16 protein-coding genes and 2 pseudogenes are annotated in these 18,046 nt (G+C 70.8%); 10 read left to right on the top strand and 8 right to left on the bottom strand.

Features of this window, described 5'->3' with window-relative positions; translation table 11 throughout:
- Nucleotides 1-7: 7 nt before the first annotated feature.
- Genes ACFYZE_RS11235 through ACFYZE_RS11215 form a run of 5 tightly spaced genes read right to left on the bottom strand, consistent with a single transcriptional unit; the run spans nucleotide 8 to nucleotide 5,823 of the window.
- Nucleotides 8-1,018, bottom strand: coding sequence for an ABC transporter ATP-binding protein (locus ACFYZE_RS11235; protein ID WP_388991121.1), 1,011 nt, complete (start codon nucleotides 1,016-1,018; stop codon nucleotides 8-10).
- A complete protein-coding gene (locus ACFYZE_RS11230) occupies nucleotides 1,015-2,016 on the bottom strand; it encodes an ABC transporter ATP-binding protein (protein WP_388991119.1) in 1,002 nt (333 codons plus the stop codon). The genes ACFYZE_RS11235 and ACFYZE_RS11230 overlap by 4 nt, the downstream gene beginning before the upstream one ends.
- Nucleotides 2,013-2,969, bottom strand: a complete 957-nt coding sequence (locus tag ACFYZE_RS11225; RefSeq protein WP_388991117.1) for an ABC transporter permease — start codon at nucleotides 2,967-2,969, stop codon at nucleotides 2,013-2,015. Before ACFYZE_RS11225 ends, ACFYZE_RS11230 begins: the two co-directional genes overlap by 4 nt.
- Nucleotides 2,966-3,976, bottom strand: coding sequence for an ABC transporter permease (locus ACFYZE_RS11220; protein WP_388991115.1), 1,011 nt, complete (start codon nucleotides 3,974-3,976; stop codon nucleotides 2,966-2,968). The genes ACFYZE_RS11225 and ACFYZE_RS11220 overlap by 4 nt, the downstream gene beginning before the upstream one ends.
- Entirely contained in the window at nucleotides 3,976-5,823 is a 1,848-nt protein-coding gene (locus tag ACFYZE_RS11215) for an ABC transporter substrate-binding protein (RefSeq protein ID WP_388991113.1), read from the bottom strand. Before ACFYZE_RS11215 ends, ACFYZE_RS11220 begins: the two co-directional genes overlap by 1 nt.
- A 400-nt stretch (nucleotides 5,824-6,223) precedes the next feature.
- On the opposite strand from ACFYZE_RS11215, the gene ACFYZE_RS11210 reads away from it, so the two are divergent.
- The 5 genes from ACFYZE_RS11210 to ACFYZE_RS11190 are packed head-to-tail and all read left to right on the top strand — an operon-like array spanning nucleotide 6,224 to nucleotide 11,861.
- Entirely contained in the window at nucleotides 6,224-7,840 is a 1,617-nt protein-coding gene (locus tag ACFYZE_RS11210; protein WP_388991111.1) for an ABC transporter substrate-binding protein, read from the top strand.
- A gap of 33 nt (nucleotides 7,841-7,873) precedes the next feature.
- A complete protein-coding gene (locus tag ACFYZE_RS11205) occupies nucleotides 7,874-8,797 on the top strand; it encodes an ABC transporter permease (RefSeq protein WP_388991109.1) in 924 nt (307 codons plus the stop codon).
- Nucleotides 8,790-9,758 (top strand): ABC transporter permease, encoded by a 969-nt coding sequence (locus ACFYZE_RS11200; protein WP_388991107.1) that lies wholly within the window; start codon nucleotides 8,790-8,792, stop codon nucleotides 9,756-9,758. The genes ACFYZE_RS11205 and ACFYZE_RS11200 overlap by 8 nt, the downstream gene beginning before the upstream one ends.
- Nucleotides 9,759-9,763: 5 nt before the next feature.
- Entirely contained in the window at nucleotides 9,764-10,744 is a 981-nt protein-coding gene (locus ACFYZE_RS11195) for an ABC transporter ATP-binding protein (RefSeq protein WP_388991105.1), read from the top strand.
- Nucleotides 10,731-11,861 (top strand): ABC transporter ATP-binding protein, encoded by a 1,131-nt coding sequence (locus tag ACFYZE_RS11190; protein WP_388991103.1) that lies wholly within the window; start codon nucleotides 10,731-10,733, stop codon nucleotides 11,859-11,861. Before ACFYZE_RS11195 ends, ACFYZE_RS11190 begins: the two co-directional genes overlap by 14 nt.
- A gap of 130 nt (nucleotides 11,862-11,991) precedes the next feature.
- On the opposite strand, the gene ACFYZE_RS11185 is transcribed toward ACFYZE_RS11190, so the two are convergent.
- A complete protein-coding gene (locus ACFYZE_RS11185; protein WP_388991101.1) occupies nucleotides 11,992-14,112 on the bottom strand; it encodes a prolyl oligopeptidase family serine peptidase in 2,121 nt (706 codons plus the stop codon).
- Between the two features lie 191 nt (nucleotides 14,113-14,303).
- Between ACFYZE_RS11185 and ACFYZE_RS11180 the strand changes: the two genes are divergently transcribed.
- Nucleotides 14,304-14,498 carry a hypothetical protein gene (locus tag ACFYZE_RS11180; RefSeq protein WP_388991099.1) on the top strand — a complete coding sequence of 65 codons (195 nt, stop codon included), beginning with the start codon at nucleotides 14,304-14,306 and terminating at the stop codon, nucleotides 14,496-14,498.
- A 54-nt stretch (nucleotides 14,499-14,552) separates the two neighbouring features.
- On the opposite strand, the gene ACFYZE_RS11175 is transcribed toward ACFYZE_RS11180, so the two are convergent.
- Both ACFYZE_RS11175 and ACFYZE_RS11170 read right to left on the bottom strand, forming a co-directional pair.
- Complete coding sequence (locus tag ACFYZE_RS11175; RefSeq protein WP_388991097.1) at nucleotides 14,553-14,762, bottom strand: DUF397 domain-containing protein; 210 nt, start codon at nucleotides 14,760-14,762, stop codon at nucleotides 14,553-14,555.
- Nucleotides 14,759-15,634 (bottom strand): helix-turn-helix transcriptional regulator, encoded by an 876-nt coding sequence (locus ACFYZE_RS11170; RefSeq protein ID WP_388991095.1) that lies wholly within the window; start codon nucleotides 15,632-15,634, stop codon nucleotides 14,759-14,761. The genes ACFYZE_RS11175 and ACFYZE_RS11170 overlap by 4 nt, the downstream gene beginning before the upstream one ends.
- Nucleotides 15,635-16,058: 424 nt before the next feature.
- Here ACFYZE_RS11170 and ACFYZE_RS11165 point away from each other — a divergent pair.
- From ACFYZE_RS11165 to ACFYZE_RS11150, 4 genes and pseudogenes are all read left to right on the top strand, one after another.
- A pseudogene (locus tag ACFYZE_RS11165) lies at nucleotides 16,059-16,283 on the top strand (helix-turn-helix domain-containing protein); the annotation flags it as partial.
- 64 nt (nucleotides 16,284-16,347) lie between these two features.
- Nucleotides 16,348-16,656, top strand: a pseudogene (locus ACFYZE_RS11160) (Uma2 family endonuclease); the annotation flags it as partial.
- Nucleotides 16,657-16,693: 37 nt separating this feature from the next.
- Nucleotides 16,694-17,578, top strand: a complete 885-nt coding sequence (mshB, locus tag ACFYZE_RS11155) for an N-acetyl-1-D-myo-inositol-2-amino-2-deoxy-alpha-D-glucopyranoside deacetylase (protein WP_388991093.1) — start codon at nucleotides 16,694-16,696, stop codon at nucleotides 17,576-17,578.
- The gene (locus ACFYZE_RS11150; protein ID WP_388991091.1) at nucleotides 17,575-17,994 is read left to right on the top strand and encodes a DUF6113 family protein; all 420 of its coding nucleotides are present in this window, start codon (nucleotides 17,575-17,577) and stop codon (nucleotides 17,992-17,994) included. The genes mshB and ACFYZE_RS11150 overlap by 4 nt, the downstream gene beginning before the upstream one ends.
- Nucleotides 17,995-18,046: the final 52 nt, after the last annotated feature.

The following is an 18,046-nucleotide window of genomic DNA, read 5'->3' as shown; positions in this document are numbered from 1 at the left end:
CGGGCCATCAAGGGGCGACGACGGTCCGAGCCCAATGGCACGCCACCTGCCCGCCGCCACCCCCGCCCAGCACGTCCAGCTCCCGGGTCCGGCACGCGTCCGCGACACCCGCCCGTTCCGCCTCCCCGCCGGCCAGGATCTGGCAGCGGGGGTGGAAGCGGCAGCCCGTGGGGATGCGGGACGGGTCCGGGGGTTCGCCGGACAGCACCACGGGTGTGCCCGGGGCTTCCGGGAGGACCGAGAGCAGCGCCTGGGTGTACGGGTGCCGTGGGGCGGTCAGGACCTGTTCGACGTCGCCCGTCTCCACGATCCGGCCCAGGTACATCACCGCCACCCGGTCCGCGATGTTCCAGGCCAGGCCCAGATCGTGGGTCACCACCAGCGCGGACAGGCCCAGTTCGGTGCGCAGGCGCAGCAGCAGGGCCAGGATCTCGCCGCGAACCGAGGCGTCGAGGGAGGCCACCGGCTCGTCGGCGACGATCAGTTCCGGGTCCAGGACGAGCGCGCCCGCGATCACCACGCGCTGGCGCTGGCCTCCCGACAGCTCGTGCGGATAGCGCAGGAAGAAGCGCTCCGGTGGGCGGAGTCCCGCCCGGGAGAGGGCCCGGGACACCGCCGTCTGCTCGTCTCCGCCGTACCCGTGGATCCGCAGCCCCTCGGCGACCGCCTCGTACACCGTGTGCCGGGGGTTGAGCGATCCGCTCGGGTCCTGGAGCACCAGCTGGACGCGTCTGCGGTACGCCTTCAGGGCCCGGGCGGAGTAGTCGAGCGGCCGCCCGGCGAAGCGGACGCTTCCCGACGTCGGCGGTACCAGGCCGAGCAGTGCCCGGGCCAGTGTCGTCTTGCCGCAGCCCGACTCGCCGACCAGCGCCACGATCTCCCCCGGGCGGATGTCGAGGTCCACACCGTCCACCGCCCGGGACGGCGCAGCGCCGTGGCGCCCGGGGAAGGCCACACGCAGTCCCTCCGCGCTCAGCAGCGGTGAGGCGGTCGGTGATGTCGTCGGTGAGGTCGTCATGGGCTGCTCCTCGCGTCCTCCGTCGCCGCCGTCGGACCGGGGGCGGGGCCTGGCGGCACATGCACGCAGGCCGCCCGGCGGCCCGGGCCGGCGTCCCGCAGGTCCTGGTCCTGGGTGGCGCAGCCGTCCAGGGCCACCGGGCAGCGCGGGTGGAAGGCGCAGCCGGACGGCAGGGCTGACGGGTCGGGCGGATCGCCCGCCAGGCCGTGTGGGGCATAGCGGGAGGCCGGGTCGCCGATGCGGGGGAACGCCGCGGACAGGGCGCCGGCGTAGGGATGCCGGGCGTCGTCGTAGAGCTCCCGGGCCGGGCCCTCCTCGACCACCCGGCCCGCGTACATCACCGCCAGCCGGTCGCAGGTCTCGGCGAGGACGGCCAGATCGTGGCTGATCATGATCAGGCCGAGGTCCTGTTCGGCGACGAGCCGGCCGATCAGCCGCAGGATCTGCGCCTGGATCATCACGTCCAGGGCCGTGGTCGGCTCGTCGGCGATGACGAGCCGTGGGTCGCAGGCCAGTGCCATGGCGATCATCACGCGCTGGCGCTGGCCGCCGGACAGTTCGTGGGGGAACGCCGTCGCCCGTGCGGCCGGCAGGCCCACGTGCTCCAGCAGTTCGCCGGTCCTGCGTTTCGCCTCGGCCGGGGTCGCCTTGCGGTGCAGCAGCATCGGCTCGGCGATCTGGTCGCCGATCCGGTGCACCGGGTTGAGGGAGTGCATCGCTCCCTGGAAGACGATCGAGGCCCCCGCCCAGCGGACCGCCCTGACCTGCCCCCACCGCATCGTCAGCGCGTCCTCGCCGTCCAGCAGGACCTGCCCGCCGACCCGGGTACCGGGCGGCAGCAGCCGCAGCAGGGCCAGCGCCAGGGTGGACTTCCCGCAGCCCGACTCGCCCGCGACGCCGAGCCTCTGCCCCGCCTCCAGCACCAGGTCGACGCCCCGCACGGCGGCGGCCCCGCCGGCGTAGGTCACCTCCAGGTCCCTTGCCTCCAGCAGCGTCAACGCTCCACCCCCAGCCGCGGGTTGAGGACGGACTCCACCGCGCGGCCGCAGAGCGTGAAGGTCAGGGCGACCACGGCGATCGCGATGCCCGGCGGCACCAGGTACCACCAGTCGCCGGAGCTGACCGCGCCCGCTTCCCGGGCGTCCTGGAGCAGACCGCCCCAGGACACGACCGTCGGGTCGCCCATGCCGAGGAAGGCCAGCGTCGCCTCGGCGAGGATGGACGAGGAGATCATCAGCGTCGTCTGCGCCAGCACCAGCGGCATGACGTTGGGCAGTACGTGCCGGAGCATGATGTGCGCGTGGCCGCCGCCGAGCGCCCGCGCCCGCTCGATGTAGGGCCGGGACTCCACCGCCAGCGTCTGCGCCCGCACCAGCCGGGCCGTGGTCGGCCAGGACGTCACACCGATCGCCAGGATCACCGTGCCGAGCGAGCGGGACATTACGGTGGCGAGCGCGATGGCGAGGACCAGCGTCGGCATCACCAGGAACCAGTCCGTGATCCGCATCATCACCGTGGCGTAGGCGCCCCGGAAGTGACCGGCGGTGATCCCGACCAGTGCGCCGATCGCCACGGACAGCACCGCCGCGAGCAGCCCGACCAGCAGCGAGACCCGCGAGCCCCACACCACCAGGCCCAGCAGGTTCCGCCCGAACCGGTCCGTGCCCAGCGGGAAGTCACCGCTCGGATGCTGAAGCGGCCGGCCCGGCGCGCCGGTCACACTGGACACGTCGGCACCGACGGTCAGCGGCGCGGTGAGCGCGACCGCGGCGAACAGGACGAGGACGGCCAGACCCACGAGCCCGGCGCGGTGCGTGCGGTAGTGCGTCCAGAAGCGGGCGGCGGAGCGGCGGCGGCGCTGCCGGGCGAGCGTGCGCGGACTCGCCTTCGCCACCGGCGCGGTCGTGTCGGTACGGGTCGGCCCGCCCGGGGGAGTCGTGTCGGTGGTCATCGGCCCACCCGGGGGTCGAGCAGCGGATAGATCAGGTCGGCCAGCGTGTTCATGAGGATCACCGCCGAGGCGAAGACGAAGAACAGCCCCTGGACGAGGGGCAGGTCGGGCACGCTCAGCGCCTGGTAGAAGAGCCCGCCGAGGCCCGGCCAGGAGAACACGGTCTCGACGAGGATGACGCCCGCGACCGTTCGGCCGAGATTGACGAAGACCAGCGTCACGGTCGGCAGCAGCGCGTTCGGCACCGCGTGCCGGCGCCGGACCAGGTCGTCCCTCAGGCCCTTGGCGCGCGCGGTGGTCAGATAGTCGCTGCCCATCTCGTCGAGCAGCGCCGAGCGGGTGACCAGCAGCGTCTGCCCGTACTCGACCGCGACCAGCGTGATGACCGGCAGGACGAGATGGTGGGCGACGTCGACGGCGTACGCGAAGCCCTCCTTGCCGCCCGACTCCATGCCGCCGGTCGGGAACACACCCGGGACCGGGCCCATGCCCACCGCGAACACGATGATGAGCAGCAGACCCAGCCAGAAGGAGGGGATCGAGTACAGCGTCAGCGCCACACCGGTGTTGAGCCGGTCGCCGAGCCGGCCGTGGCGCCACGCCGAGCGGGTGCCGAGGACGACGCCGAGGACCGTGTAGAGGACGAACGCGGTGCCGGTGAGCAGCAGCGTGTTCGGCAGCGCCTCGGTGATCTTGTCGATGACCGGGGCCCGGAACTGGTACGACGTGCCGAGGTCGCCCGTGAGTGCCTTGCCGCAGTAGTCCGTGAACTGCTGCCACAGCGGCAGGTCGAGACCGAACTCCCTGCGGTATGAGGCCAGTTGGGCGGCCGATACGGGACGTCCGCCCGTCATGAACTTCACCGGGTCGCCCGGGATCAGCCGGAAGAGGAAGAAACTCGTCACGAGGACGGCGAGCAGGGAGACGGCGGCGCCGGCCGCCCTGCCCGCCGCGTACCGCAGGTACGGGGTGCCGGCATGTGTCCGCGGTTCGCGCGCCGGTTGCACTACTCACGGTCCTCAGCGGTGGCGCGGCGCCGCGCGCCGAGGACCACCCCGGCGCCGACGAGGACCACGACTCCCGCGACGATGCCGACGACGACCCCGGTGGACGAGGAACCGGTCGAGGAGTCACCGGAGTTCGCCGGTTCGGCCGACCACCAGCTCCAGTAGCCGTCCTGCCCGTAGATGTTGCCCGCCTTCTCGGGCATGGTGGTGATCGACGCTATCTGGTCCGTCCGGTAGGCCTCGACCGCGTTCGGGTACGCCATGACGTTCATGTACCCGAGGTCGTACAGCCGCGACTCGGCCTGCTTGACGAGGTCGGCCCGCTTGGCGGGGTCGTACTCCGCGAGCTGCCGGGCGTAGAGGTCGTCGTACTGCCTGTCGCAGATGAAGTTGTCCGTGGCGGCCGTGTCCTTGGGGGTCGCCGGGAGCGCCGCGCAGGTGTGGATCGACAGCACGAAGTCGGGGTCGGGGTTGACGGACCAGCCGTCGAAGGCGAGGTCGTATGTGCCGGCGAGCCAGGGGTCGGTCACGTTGTCGAGGCAGTCGAGCGTCAGGCCGATGCCGAGCTTGCCCCACCACTCCTTCAGGTACTGGCCGACCGCCTTGTCGTTCGGGTCGGTGGCGTGGCACAGCATGCGGTAGGTGAGGGGCTTGCCGTCCTTGCCCACGCGTTTGCCGTCGGCGTTCTTCCGGTAGCCCGCCTGGTCGAGCAGCTGGGCGGCCCTCGCGGGGTCGTAGGCCAGTTCCTGGGCCGCCGACGGCTTCCAGAAGTACGTGGAGAAGCGGGGCGGTATGTAGCCCTGACCCTCTTCGGCGTGGCCCTGGAACACCTTGTCGACGAGTGTCCTGCGGTCGACGGCCATGAACAGGGCGTGCCGCACCCGCTCGTCCAGGAGGGAGGGGGCGCCGTCGCCGAACTTCTGCCCGTTCCTCGCCCGGGCGCCGGGGTTGGTGGCGATGGCGTAGAAGCGGCGGCCCGGCGCGTCGTTGACCTTGATGTCCTTCGCGCCCTGGAGCGAGGCGGCCTGAGCGGGTGTCAGGGAGGGTGAACCCGCGACGAAGGACACCTCTCCCTTGCGCAGGGCCGCCACCGCCGCGTCCTGGTCCTTGTAGTACCGGAACACCAGCTCGTCGAACTTCGGGGCGCCCCGCCAGAAGTTCTTGTTGGCCTTGAGCCGCACATAGCTGTCGGGCTTGTAACCGGCCAGGACGAACGGCCCGTCACCGACCACGGGGAAGCTCTTGTCGTTGTTGAACGTCCCGAAGTCCCCGACCTTCTCCCAGACGTGCTTGGGCACGATCGGCACGTCGAGCGCGGTCATCGTGGCCTGCGGCTTCTTGAGTTCTATGACGAGCGTGGTGGGGTCCGGAGCTGTGACCTTCCGGAAGTTCGCGACGAAGCTGCCGTTCGCGGTGGCCGCCTTGTCGTCGGTCATCATCTTGGTGAACGTCCACGCCGCGTCCTCGGCGGTGACCTTCTGGCCGTCCGACCACGTGGCGTCGGAGCGGATCGTGTACGTCCAGGTGAGCTTGTCGGCGGACGGCTTCCACCGGGTGGCGAGGCCCGGGACCGGGTGGGCGTCCCCCGGGTCGTAGTCGGTCAGGTACTCGTACATCAGCCGGTTGACGCTGGTACTGACCAGACGGGTGGCGAGGAACGGGCTCAGCGAGTCCACGCTCTGGGCGACCGCCACGGTGAGGACCGTGTCGCTCTCCTTCGCCTCGGCCTGCTGGGGTGAGGCCAGAGCGGCCCAGACCGTGAGGGCGGCGGCGACGAGCCGCGCTGAACGGTGTCGTGGACGGTCCGGGCGCGAGCGCCCTCTGCCGTGCTGGTCTTGCGTGCTCATCGATGCTGACCTCACGTCATCACTGCACGGGGACGGCGGTTCGGGGAACGGCTTGATCGGGCCGGATCGGCTGACGCCGGATGGGTGATGAGTGTGTCTATCAGCGTCGCTCCGCGCCCGTCAACGGTGCGTCAAACACCGTGTGGCCTGCGGAAACGAGGTAACTGATGGTGTGTCGGCAACCATTGGTCCACACCTGTGAAGCGTTGCTGGTGGAGGCCTGACGCCCTCGCTGCGGCGGCCTGTCGCCTTCGCCGCCGGCGGCCTGACGCCCTGGTCCGGCCGTGGTACGGCCAGTCGGGTGGCGTTGCGTGTGATGAGGGGTCTTCGGGTCGATAGTGGCGATAACGGACAGTGTCCCGGCGCCGAGGGCAGGCGCACACCCTCGAGGAGGCACCCCATGCGTGGAGCCAGGCACGCCCTGTGGGCGGCGGTGGCCGCCCTCATGGTGGCCGCCTGTGGCGGGGGCGCGGACGGCGGCGGCACCGCGCCCGGGGTGTTCAGTTCCTCCTGGGGCGATCCGCAGAACCCGCTCGAGCCGGCCAACACCAACGAGGTCCAGGGCGGCAAGGTGCTCGACATGATCTTCCGGGGGCTCAAGCGGTACAACCCGAGGACCGGCGCGGCCGAGGACATGCTCGCCGAGAGCATCCGGACGTCCGACTCGCGGAACTTCACCGTCACCGTCAAGGACGGCTGGACCTTCAGCAACGGGGAGCCGGTCACCGCCCGGTCCTTCGTCGACGCCTGGAACTACGGTGCGAGCCTGAGGAACAACCAGAGGAACGCGTACTTCTTCGGGTACATCGAGGGCTACGACAAGGTGCACCCGGCCTCCGGCGCCCAGACCGCCGACACCCTCTCCGGGCTGAAGGTGACCGGCCGGCGCACCTTCACCGTCCGGCTGGGCCAGAAGTTCTCCACGTTCCCGGACACCCTCGGCTACGTGGCCTTCGCCCCGCTGCCCCGGGCGTTCTTCGACCACCACGCGGACTGGCTGAAGAAGCCCGTCGGCAACGGCCCGTACCAGGTCCACTCCTACACGCGCGGCTTCATGATGTCCCTGCGGAGGTGGGGCGCCTACCCCGGCCCGGACAAGGCCCGCAACAACGGCGTGGACCTGAAGGTCTACACCGACAGCAACACCGCCTACACCGACCTGCTGGCCGGCAACCTCGACCTCAGCGACGACGTGCCCGCCTCGCAGCTCAGGAACGTGCAGTCCGATCTCGGCGGCCGGTACATCACCGAGCCGGCCGGAATCATCCAGACCCTCGCCTTCCCCTACTACGACCCGCGGTGGAACAGACCGGGGACGGAGAAGGTCCGCACGGGCCTGTCCATGGCGATCAACCGGGACCAGATCACCGACACGATCTTCCACCACACCCGCACCCCCGCCAGTGACTGGACCTCACCCGTCCTCGGCACCGACGGCGGTTTCAAGGAAGGTCTGTGCGGCGACGCGTGCCGCTACGACCCGGGGCGGGCCAAGAAGCTGATCCAGGAGGGCGGGGGGCTGCCCGGCGGGCAGCTCAGGATCACCTACAACGCGGACTCCGGTTCGCACCGGGAGTGGGTGGACGCCGTGTGCAACTCCATCAACAACGCCCTCGGCAACGACCGTGCCTGCGTGGGCAACCCGGTCGGCACCTTCGCCGACTTCCGCAACCAGATCGCGCAGCACAAGATGTCCGGGCCGTTCCGCGCCGGATGGCAGATGGACTACCCGCTCATCCAGAACTTCCTCCAGCCGCTCTACTACACGAACGCCTCCTCCAACGACGGCAAATGGTCGAACAAGGACTTCGACAAGCTCGTCGACCGGGCGAACGCCGAGAGCGACAAGACGGCCGCGGTCGGGCTGTTCCAGCAGGCCGAGGGGGTGGTGCGGGACAACATGGCCGCCATCCCGCTCTGGTACCAGAACGGCAGCGCCGGCTACTCCGCGCGCCTCGCGAACGTGGCGCTCAACCCCTTCAGCGTCCCCGTCTACGACCAGATCCAGGTCCGCTGAGCCGCACGCCCGCCCGCCACCCCCGGAGGCCCCATGGGACGGTACGTCGTCCGGCGCCTGCTGCAGATGATCCCGGTCTTCTTCGGCGCCACCCTGCTCATCTTCCTGATGGTGAACGTGATGGGCGACCCCGTCGCCGGCCTGTGCGGCGAACGGCAGTGCGACCCTGCCACCGCGGCGCAGCTGCGCCGGGAGTTCGGCCTCGACAAGCCCCTCTGGCAGCAATACGCGACCTACATGGGCAACGTCTTCACCGGCAACTTCGGCACCGCCTTCAACGGGCAGAAGGTCACCGAGCTGATGGCGACCGCCTTCCCGCCCACCATCCGGCTCACCATCGTCGCGATCGTGTTCGAGGTCGTCCTCGGGATCGCGCTGGGCGTGGTCACCGGGCTGCGCCGCGGGCGGCCCGTCGACACCACGGTCCTGCTGCTCACCCTCGTCGTGATCTCCGTGCCGACCTTCGTCACCGGTCTGCTGCTCCAGCTCCTGCTCGGTGTGAAGTGGGGCTGGACCAGACCGTCGGTCTCCCCGGCGGCCACCGTCGGGGAGCTGATCGTGCCCGGCCTCGTCCTCGCCTCCGTCTCCCTCGCCTATGTCACCCGGCTCACCCGGACCTCCATCGGCGAGAACAGACGCTCCGACTACGTCCGCACCGCCGTCGCCAAGGGGCTGCCGCGCCGCCGTGTGATCACCCGGCATCTGCTGCGCAACTCGCTCATCCCCGTCGTCACCTTCATCGGCACCGACATCGGCGCCCTGATGGGAGGCGCGATCGTCACCGAGCGGATCTTCAACATCCACGGCGTGGGCTACCAGCTCTACCAGGGGATCCTGCGGCAGAACACCCAGACGGTCGTCGGGTTCGTGACCGTGCTCGTGCTGGTCTTCCTGATCGCCAACCTGCTCGTCGACCTCCTGTACGCCGTACTCGACCCGAGGATCCGCTATGCCTGAGCAGCCGCGGTACGAGCAGAAGGGGGCCATCGCCGGGACGGGCATGGGCGGTGCCATGGACCTCGCCGCCAGCGAGGCGAGCACCCTGCACAGGGGACCGGAAGGCCCGGCCGGCCGACCGCGCAGCCTGTGGTCCGACGCCTGGCGCGACCTGCGCCGCAACCCGGTCTTCCTCGTCTCCGGGCTGGTGATCCTCTTCCTCGTCCTGATGTCCCTGTGGCCGTCGCTGATCACCTCCGGCAACCCCCTCGTCTGCGAGCTGTCCAAGGCCCAGGAGGGCTCCCAGCCCGGACATCCGTTCGGGTTCGACGGCCAGGGCTGCGACGTGTACACCCGGACCGTCTACGGCGCCCGTACCTCGGTCACGGTGGGCGTCTGCGCCACGCTCGGCGTCGCCGTCCTCGGCTCGGTCCTCGGCGGGCTGGCCGGGTACTTCGGCGGCGGATGGGACGCGATCCTGTCCCGGGCCACCGACATCTTCTTCGCCATCCCGGTCGTCCTGGGCGGGCTCGTCCTGCTCTCCGTGGTGACCGGCAACACGGTCTGGCCGGTCGTCGGGTTCATCGTGCTGCTCGGCTGGCCGCAGATCTCCCGGATCGCCCGCGGCGCGGTCATCACCGCCAAACAGCACGACTACGTCCAGGCCGCCCGCGCCCTCGGGGCCTCCGACACCCGCATCCTGCTGCGCCACATCGCGCCCAACGCGGTCGCGCCGGTGATCGTCGTCGCGACCATCGCGCTCGGCACCTACATCGCCCTCGAGGCCACCCTGTCGTACCTCGGCGTCGGGCTGAAGCCGCCGAGCGTGTCCTGGGGGATCGACATCTCCGCCGCCTCCCCCTACATCCGCAACGCCCCGCACGCGCTGCTCTGGCCCTCCGGGGCTCTGGCGGTCACCGTGCTGGCGTTCATCATGCTCGGCGACGCGGTGCGCGACGCCCTCGACCCGAAGCTGAGGTGACGGCCGTGCTGCTCGAAGTGCGTGACCTGCACGTGGAGTTCCGGACCCGGGAGGGGATCGCCCGCGCGGTCAACGGGGTCGGCTACTGTGTGGACGCCGGCGAGACGCTGGCCGTGCTCGGCGAGTCCGGCTCCGGCAAGTCCGTCACCGCCCAGGCCGTCATGGGCATCCTGGACACGCCGCCCGGCCGGATCACCGGCGGCCGTGTCCTCTTCCAGGGGCGGGACCTGCTCACCCTCAAGGAGGAGGAGCGGCGCAGGATCCGCGGTGCCGGAATGGCCATGATCTTCCAGGACGCCCTCTCCGCGCTGAACCCCGTCCTCACCGTGGGCGACCAACTCGGGGAGATGTTCGTCGTGCACCGGGGGATGTCGAAGAAGGACGCGCGCGCCCGGGCGGTCGAGCTGATGGACCGGGTACGGATCCCGGCCGCCCGGCAGCGCGTGCGGGACTATCCGCACCAGTTCTCCGGCGGTATGCGCCAGCGGGTCATGATCGCCATGGCGCTGGCGCTGGAGCCCGCGCTGATCATCGCCGACGAGCCCACCACCGCCCTCGACGTCACCGTGCAGGCCCAGGTCATGGACCTGCTGGCCGAGCTGCGCCGGGAGTACGGCATGGGGCTGATGCTCATCACCCACGACCTCGGTGTCGTCGCGGACGTCGCCGACCGGATCGCCGTCATGTACGCGGGCCGGATCGTGGAGTCCGCCCCCGTGCACGACATCTACAAGAGCCCCGCCCACCCCTACACACGGGGCCTGCTCGACTCCATCCCCCGTCTCGACCGCAAGGGCCGGCGGCTGTACGCCATCGAGGGCCTGCCGCCGAGCCTCACGCACATCCCCCCGGGCTGCCCCTTCCACCCCCGCTGCCCGCTGGCCCGCGACGTGTGCCGCACCGACGAGCCGCCGCTCTACGAGGTGGACGAGCAGCGGGGGAGCGCCTGCCACTTCTGGAGGGAGTGCCTGCATGGCCGGTCCTGAGACGATCCTGGAGGTCAGCGGGCTGGTCAAGCACTATCCGCTCACCCGGGGGATCCTGTTCAAGAGGCAGATCGGCGCGGTGAGGGCGGTCGACGGCGTCGACTTCACGCTCGGCCGGGGGGAAACGCTCGGCATCGTCGGGGAGTCCGGGTGCGGCAAGTCGACGCTCGCCAGGCTGCTGGTCAACCTGGAGCCGCCGACGGCCGGTTCGATCCGGTACAAGGGCGAGGACATCACCCGGCTGTCCGGGCGCGCGCTGAAGGCGGTGCGGCGCAACATCCAGATGGTGTTCCAGGACCCGTACACCTCCCTCAACCCGCGTATGACGGTGGGCGACATCGTGGGGGAGCCGTACGAGATCCACCCCGAGGTCGCGCCCAAGGGGGACAGACGGCGGCGGGTGCGGGAGCTGCTGGACGTCGTCGGGCTCAACCCCGAGCACATCAACCGCTACCCGCACCAGTTCTCCGGCGGTCAGCGCCAACGCATCGGCATCGCACGGGGGCTGGCGCTGCGCCCGGAGATCATCGTGGCGGACGAGCCGGTCTCGGCGCTCGACGTGTCGGTGCAGGCCCAGGTGATCAACCTGATGGCGCGGCTCCAGGACGAGTTCGGGCTCAGTTACGTCTTCATCGCGCACGACCTGTCGATCGTGCGGCACATCTCCGACCGGGTGGGGGTGATGTATCTCGGGAAGATCGTCGAGATCGGCACCGACGAGGAGATCTACGAGCATCCCACGCACCCCTACACCCAGGCGCTGCTGTCCGCCGTGCCCGTGCCCGACCCGGCGGCCCGGGAGCGCCGGGAGCGGATCATCCTCACCGGTGACGTGCCGTCCCCGGCGGACATCCCCTCCGGCTGCCGGTTCCGCACGCGCTGCTGGAAGGCCAGGGAGCGGTGCGCGCTCCAGGTGCCGCCGCTCGCGGTGCCGGAGGAGTTCCGGGGGACGAGGGGACCGGCCGCGCACGATTCGGCGTGCCACTTCGCGGAGGAGATGCGTGTGGTGCCGCGCGAGAAGCCCCAGGAGGAGCCGCCGGAGGAGCCGCCCGAGGAGCCGCCGGAGGAGCCGCCCGAGGAGCCGCATAACTCCGCAAACACACATGAAGTGCGTTAACACACAGGCAACTTGGCTGACGCGATTCCGATATACGGACGCAGCACAGTGAACAGCGTACGGCCGTGCGGGTGCCGTAAACGGGCCGGGGCGCGCCATGTCGCCCCGGCCCGTTGCTGTGCGGCCCGGCTCAGCCCAGGTTCAGCGCGCGGCGCAGGAAGTCCCGCTGGAGGAGCAACAGGTTCTCCGCGACCGTTTCCTGCGGCGTCATGTGCGTCACCCCGGACAGCGGCAGCACCTCGTGCGGGCGGCCCGCGGCCAGGAGGGCCGAGGACAGACGCAGGGAGTGGGCCACCACCACGTTGTCGTCCGCCAGGCCGTGGATGATCATCATCGGGCGGGCAGGTTCCGCCGCGTCCACCAGGCCCGCGTCGTCGATGAGCGAGTTGCGGCGGTAGACGTCCGGTTGCTCGCCGGGGTGCCCCAGGTACCGCTCCTGGTAGTGGGTGTCGTAGAGCCGCAGGTCGGTCACCGGCGCGCCCACGACGGCCGCGTGGAAGACGTCCGGGCGGCGCAGCACCGCCAGCGCCGCCAGATAGCCGCCGAAGGACCAGCCGCGGATCGCGACCCGGGACAGGTCGAGCGGGAAGTCGCCGGCCAGGGCGTGCAGCGCGTCCACCTGGTCCTGGAGCACGACCGCCGCGAGGTCGTCCTTGACCGCCTTCTCCCAGGCGGGGGAGCGGCCCGGGGTGCCGCGTCCGTCGGCGACGATCACCGCGAAGCCCTGGTCGGCGAACCACTGCGAGGTCAGGTGCGGATTGTGCGCGGCCACCACACGCTGTCCGTGCGGGCCGCCGTAGGGGTCCAGGAGGACGGGGAGGGAGGCGTCACCGGAGTAGTCCGTAGGCATAAGCACGGCGCATGGGATTCGACGTGCGCCCCCCTGTGTCAGCCGCACGCGCGGGGACAAACCGGGGTTTTCGGCATACGACGCCACGGTGGCCAGACGCTTGCCGTCGCGCAGCACCTGCACCTGGACGCCGGGGCGGTCGAGGACCGAGGAGACGAGCACGGTCACGGCCCCCGCGCGCACCGCCGAGTGCACACCGGGCTCCTGCGACACGCGCTCCACGCCGAGTTCGTTCACCCGGTAGACATGGACCTCGCCGGTCTCCGGGTCCGCCGCGGCCTCTCCCGCCGACGCGGCCACCAGCACATCCGCGTCAGCCACGTCGAGCACCGCCCGCAGGTGCAACTGCGGTCCGGTCAACGGCCGGTCCCCCACGGCGAGCACCCGCGCGCCGCCCTCGTCGGCGACCCGGACCAACTGCCCGGAGGGGCTCCAGCAGGGCACACCGGCGAAAAGTTCCAGCCAATATGGATCTTCGTCCGCGTGCACCATCCTGGTCGCCCCGGTGTCCGGGTCCACCGCCAGGTACAGCTGGCTGCGCTGGTCCCGCGCCTGCACCAGGATCAGCGGTGCCCCCGCCGCTGACCAGTGCACTCGCGCCAGGTACGGGTACCGCGTCCGGTCCCAGACGACCTCGGTGCGCGCCCCGTCGAGCCCCACGACGAACAGCCGTACGTCCGCGTTGTCGGTGCCCGCCGCAGGGTACGGAACCCGCTGCGGCTCCTGGTCCGGACGGGCCGGATCGGAGATCCACCACCGCCGCACCGGCGTGTCGTCCACGCGCGACACGAGCAGCCGGTCGGACTCCGGCGACCACCAGAAACCCCGCGAACGGCCCATCTCCTCGGCCGCGATGAACTCGGCCAGGCCGTACGACACCGATTCCGACTCCGGCTCGGCGAGCGCCCGGTCGTCCTCGCCCTCCGCGCCGACCACGCGCAGCGCGCCCCCGCGCACGTAGGCGATGTGCCGTCCGTCGGGTGCCGGACGCGGGTCGATCACCGGCCCGGCCACGGGCAGTTCGCGGGCCGTGCCCGCGCGCAGCTCCGCCGTGAAAAGCCGTCCTGACAAGGCGAAAGACGCCAACTCCACGGCCGCGTCGGTGGCGTAGCCGACGATGCCGGCGCCGCCCTCGCGGCTGCGTTCCCGGCGGGCGCGCTCCTCGGGCGGCAACTGCTCGACGGCGCCCCCGAGGAGCACGCCCGGGTCGGCCGCGGAGCGTTCCTTGCCGTCCGCCAGGTCGAGGACCCACAACTGGTGCGCGCGGTCCGTGCCGGAGGCGGACCGCAGGAACACGACACGGGAACCGTCGGGCGCGACGGTGAACGCACGCGGCGCGCCGAGCGTGAACCGCTGGGTCCGCGCGTGCCGTCGGGGGAAGGATGCAGGCTCGGTGGTCATGACCCGACCATATTGGCCATGCGCCCCCTTGTGCGGCTGTGCGCCGATCGATGCGCACGTACGGATAGTTATGATCACTAGCGCATAGTGGGTATGAACGTGCTGCCCGCTGCGTGGATTTATCTGCGTGCATTTGTCTGCCCCCATAGTCCGAACCCCCCGCGTCCCGGGATCTTTGGAGGTGAGCCGCCGTGGCACTCTCGATTTCGGCGGTGGTGCTGCTGGCGATCGTCGTCTTCCTTCTGATCAAGAAGTCCGGACTGAAGGCGGCCCACGCGATCGTGTGCATGCTGCTCGGCTTCTACCTCGCCTCCTCCACGGTGGCACCCACGATCCACGAGCTGACCACGAACATCGCGGGGATGATCGGCAGCATCAAGTTCTAGCGGCCGCGGAGGACGGGCCTCTCTCGCCCGCAGGGATGACGGCCGGGAGGGTCGTCAGCCCCGGGACGCGTACGCCACGAAGCGGGTCCAGGCCTCCGGGGGCAGTGTGAGCCGGGGGCCCTGGATGCGCTTGGAGTCGCGGACGTGGACGGCGAGGGGCGCTATGGCGATCTCTACGCAGGAGTCGCCATCGGGGCCACTGCTGTAGCTGCTCTTGAACCACGCCAGTTCGGAGGCGTCACCGGCAGCGAGCTTGCAGATCATGTTTCCCCTAGCAGTTGCTCGATGAGGGCCAGTGACTCCCCGGGCGGAAGAGCCTGGGCCCGGACGGTCCCGTACCGCAGTTCAAGAATGCGCAGCTCCTTGAGGTTCGAGACCGGACGCCCGTTGAAAGCACCGTCGGCGCGCCCCACCGCCGTGCCGTCCTCGAACTTCAGCAACTCGATCCTGCCGCTCATGCCGGGGTGCGGAGGGCTGTCCAACGGCATCACCTGAAGCGTGACGTTGTTCAACCGCCCCACCTCCAGCAGGCGCTCGAACTGCTGTCGCCGCACCATTGTGCCTCCGACCCTGCGGCGCAGGGTCGCCTCCTCCAGGACGAACCCGAGGGCCGGTGCGGGAGACCGGTCGAAAATGGACTGCCTGGCCATGCGGGCGGCCACTCGCCGTTCCAAGTCCTCCGGCGTGTAGGCGGGCAGCCAGCACTCCAGCAGCGCTCGCGCATGCTCGGGCGTCTGCAACAGGCCGTGAATGTTGCTGGTCTCGTACACGCCGATCTCGACCGCCTTGGCCTCCATCTCCGCCAAGGCCCGCACCTTCTTCGGGTACCGGACCTTCTCCACGTCCTCCTTCATCGCCGAGAGCAGCCCGTCCGCCCCCAACACCTCGTCGGCCTTGTCCAGATACTCGGGCCGGGGAATCCGCTTGCCGCTCTCGATCTTGTAGACCATGTCCTCCCCGTAGCCGACGGCCCTGCCGAACTCGCAGGCCTTCATCCCCACGGCCTCCCGGCGCAGCTTCAACTGCCGCCCGACGGTCGCGACGACCGCGACACCCCACTCGTCGTCCGGATCCACCTCCCAACCCGGCTCGTCCGTCTCGCTCTTGAGCCGCCCCGCCTCCGCGTCGACCGTCATCGGCGCGCCCCTCCCTCGACAATCACCGTGCGCAACTGCATGGTCACTCATCACGCTAGGCGTCACCGGCGACTTCGAGTGACGTGAACCAGCACATCGCCGGCACCGGAACCCACCCCCACGGGCTCCGGTGACACCAGCGGTTGAAAGACAAAGGACCACGGGGGAAAGGACCCCACCAAGCCCCACCCCTCCCGCCCGTGCCGCACGCTCACCCGGCAGGGTGAACATCCCTGACTCGGGTGCGTTTCGCGGCCGCGCGCGGCCCTACGCTCAGCGCGACACAACCGCAGACATGCGACGGCCCCCGCCGGGACGGCAATCCCAGTGCGAGGGCCTGACCACCGAGGAAGAAGAAGGCTTCCCGATGGATACGCAGAACCCTAGCGTGCCCCCGCGCGCCCAGTCCCGTACGGCGGGCAACCGGCGGGCACTGACCGCCGACCTGCCGCCCGAGCGGCTGCACCGGCCCGCCGCCCTGCTGGCCCACCGCCTCACCGAGCAGCTGCCGCCGCCACCCCCGTTCCGCGAACCGGCCGCTCCACCGCCCGTACGGCACCCGCTCCAGACGTGCGACGGCTGCGACCGCGCCTTCCGCGCCCCCGGCCGCTGCCGTGACTGCCGAACCGATCTCCTGGAGGCCGCCTAGCATGAGAGCGACGATCCTTGCCCCTGGGTACAGACGACGAGGAGCGAGCGCTATGGGGGGTGACGGTTCCTTCGACCCGCGCGCCCTGATCGCCGCCATTGAAATCGTCTCCCGCTCCAACCCGGACAACGACTGGGTCACCAAGATGCGCGACTACCCCCTGATGGGCATCCCCGTCTACGCGGTCTTCGATCCCCGCACGGGAACCGGCGCCGTCTTCACCGACATCCACCCCACCCCGGACGGCCCCCGCTACGCCACCCGCAAGGACTTCGTCTACGGCGAGGACGTCACCATCGCCGACTGGACCATCCCGACCGACGGCCTGCCGCGTTACAAGGACGAAAGCGCCGAGGAGGAGCATCAGGGGTGACACCGGCGGAGCGCCGAGGCACTCGTAGGGTGGTCCCATGACGGATCTGCCCGACCGGCGTCTGCTCCTGGTGCACGCGCACCCGGACGACGAGTCGATCAACAACGGCGCGACCATGGCCAAGTACGCGGCCGAGGGCGCCCGGGTGACGCTGGTGACCTGCACCCTCGGTGAGGAGGGCGAGGTCATCCCGCCGGAGCTCGCGCACCTCGCGCCCGACCGGGACGACGCGCTGGGTTCGCACCGCCTCGGCGAACTGGCCGCCGCCATGGCCGAGCTCGGCGTCGGCGACCACCGCTTCCTCGGCGGCCCGGGCCGCTACCGCGACTCCGGGATGATGGGCGCCGAGCAGAACCACCGGCCGGGCTCCTTCTGGTCCGCGGACCTGGACGAGGCGGCCGGCCACCTCGTGACGGTCGTCCGGGAGGTGCGCCCCCAGGTCCTCGTCACCTATGACCCCGACGGCGGCTACGGCCACCCCGACCACGTCCAGGCCCACCGCGTCGCCATGCGCGCCGCCGACCTGGCCGCCGACCCCGGCTTCCGCCCGGAACTCGGGGAGCCCTGGCGGATCACCAAGATCTACTGGAACCGGGTGCCGCGTTCGGTCGCCCGGGCCGCGTTCGCCCGGCTCGGCGAGGTGCTCGACAAGACGCCCTTCGCCAAGGCCGCGAGCATCGACGACGTCCCCGGCGTGGTCGACGACCGAGTGGTCACCACAGAGATCGACGGCACGGCGTTCGCGGCCGCGAAGGCCGCGGCGATGCGCGCCCACGTCACTCAGATCGAGGTCGCCGAGCCGTACTTCGCGTTGTCCAACGCCCTCGCGCAGCCCCTTTTCACCACGGAGTACTACGAGTTGGTGGGCCATGAGCACACCGGTGCCCGCGAGACGGATCTGTTCCAAGGAGTGGCCCCATGACGACACCGGGCAAACAGTCGAGCGCACTCGCACAGCCCCTGAGCCTGCCCTCGGCCGGCCGGTCGGCCGCCTATCTCGGGCTGCTGGTGCTCGGTGCGGTCGTCGGCGTGGCGGGCGGTCTGGTGCAGGGCGCCTGGTTCCCCGGCGGACTGCTCCTCGCGCTCGCGGGCGCGGCCGGGCTCTTCCTGGGCGGTGCCCAGGTCACCGGGTCCCGCGCGGGGGCTCTCGCGCCCGCCGCCGGGTGGATGGTCGCCGTCGTGCTGCTCACCGCCAGCCGTCCCGAGGGGGACTTCCTGTTCGGCGCGGGCGCCGGCTCGTACCTGTTCCTCCTCGGCGGAATGGCCGTGGCTGTGATGTGCGCCACCCTCGCCCACGGGCGGCAACCCGGTCGCCCCGGCGCCCGACTTGGCAAGTGACGTACCACTTCGTCGCTGCGAGTCATGGGATGTCCCCCGGAAAACGCGGTGC

This window comes from Streptomyces sp. NPDC001796, assembly GCF_042892355.1.
In the GTDB taxonomy this organism is placed as follows: domain Bacteria; phylum Actinomycetota; class Actinomycetes; order Streptomycetales; family Streptomycetaceae; genus Streptomyces.
This window is presented reverse-complemented; position numbering and strand designations above follow the sequence as displayed.

Bases quoted from the DNA above. Each gene is read 5' to 3' on its own strand.
- ACFYZE_RS11235 (WP_388991121.1), bottom strand. From the start codon at position 1,018: ATGACGACCTCACCGACGACATCACCGACCGCCTCACCGCTGCTGAGC.
- ACFYZE_RS11225 (WP_388991117.1), bottom strand. From the start codon at position 2,969: ATGACCACCGACACGACTCCCCCGGGCGGGCCGACCCGTACCGACACG.
- ACFYZE_RS11215 (WP_388991113.1), bottom strand. From the start codon at position 5,823: ATGAGCACGCAAGACCAGCACGGCAGAGGGCGCTCGCGCCCGGACCGT.
- ACFYZE_RS11210 (WP_388991111.1), top strand. From the start codon at position 6,224: ATGCGTGGAGCCAGGCACGCCCTGTGGGCGGCGGTGGCCGCCCTCATG.
- ACFYZE_RS11205 (WP_388991109.1), top strand. From the start codon at position 7,874: ATGGGACGGTACGTCGTCCGGCGCCTGCTGCAGATGATCCCGGTCTTC.
- ACFYZE_RS11200 (WP_388991107.1), top strand. From the start codon at position 8,790: ATGCCTGAGCAGCCGCGGTACGAGCAGAAGGGGGCCATCGCCGGGACG.
- ACFYZE_RS11190 (WP_388991103.1), top strand. From the start codon at position 10,731: ATGGCCGGTCCTGAGACGATCCTGGAGGTCAGCGGGCTGGTCAAGCAC.
- ACFYZE_RS11185 (WP_388991101.1), bottom strand. From the start codon at position 14,112: ATGACCACCGAGCCTGCATCCTTCCCCCGACGGCACGCGCGGACCCAG.
- ACFYZE_RS11175 (WP_388991097.1), bottom strand. From the start codon at position 14,762: ATGATCTGCAAGCTCGCTGCCGGTGACGCCTCCGAACTGGCGTGGTTC.
- ACFYZE_RS11170 (WP_388991095.1), bottom strand. From the start codon at position 15,634: ATGACGGTCGACGCGGAGGCGGGGCGGCTCAAGAGCGAGACGGACGAG.
- mshB (WP_388991093.1), top strand. From the start codon at position 16,694: ATGACGGATCTGCCCGACCGGCGTCTGCTCCTGGTGCACGCGCACCCG.
- ACFYZE_RS11150 (WP_388991091.1), top strand. From the start codon at position 17,575: ATGACGACACCGGGCAAACAGTCGAGCGCACTCGCACAGCCCCTGAGC.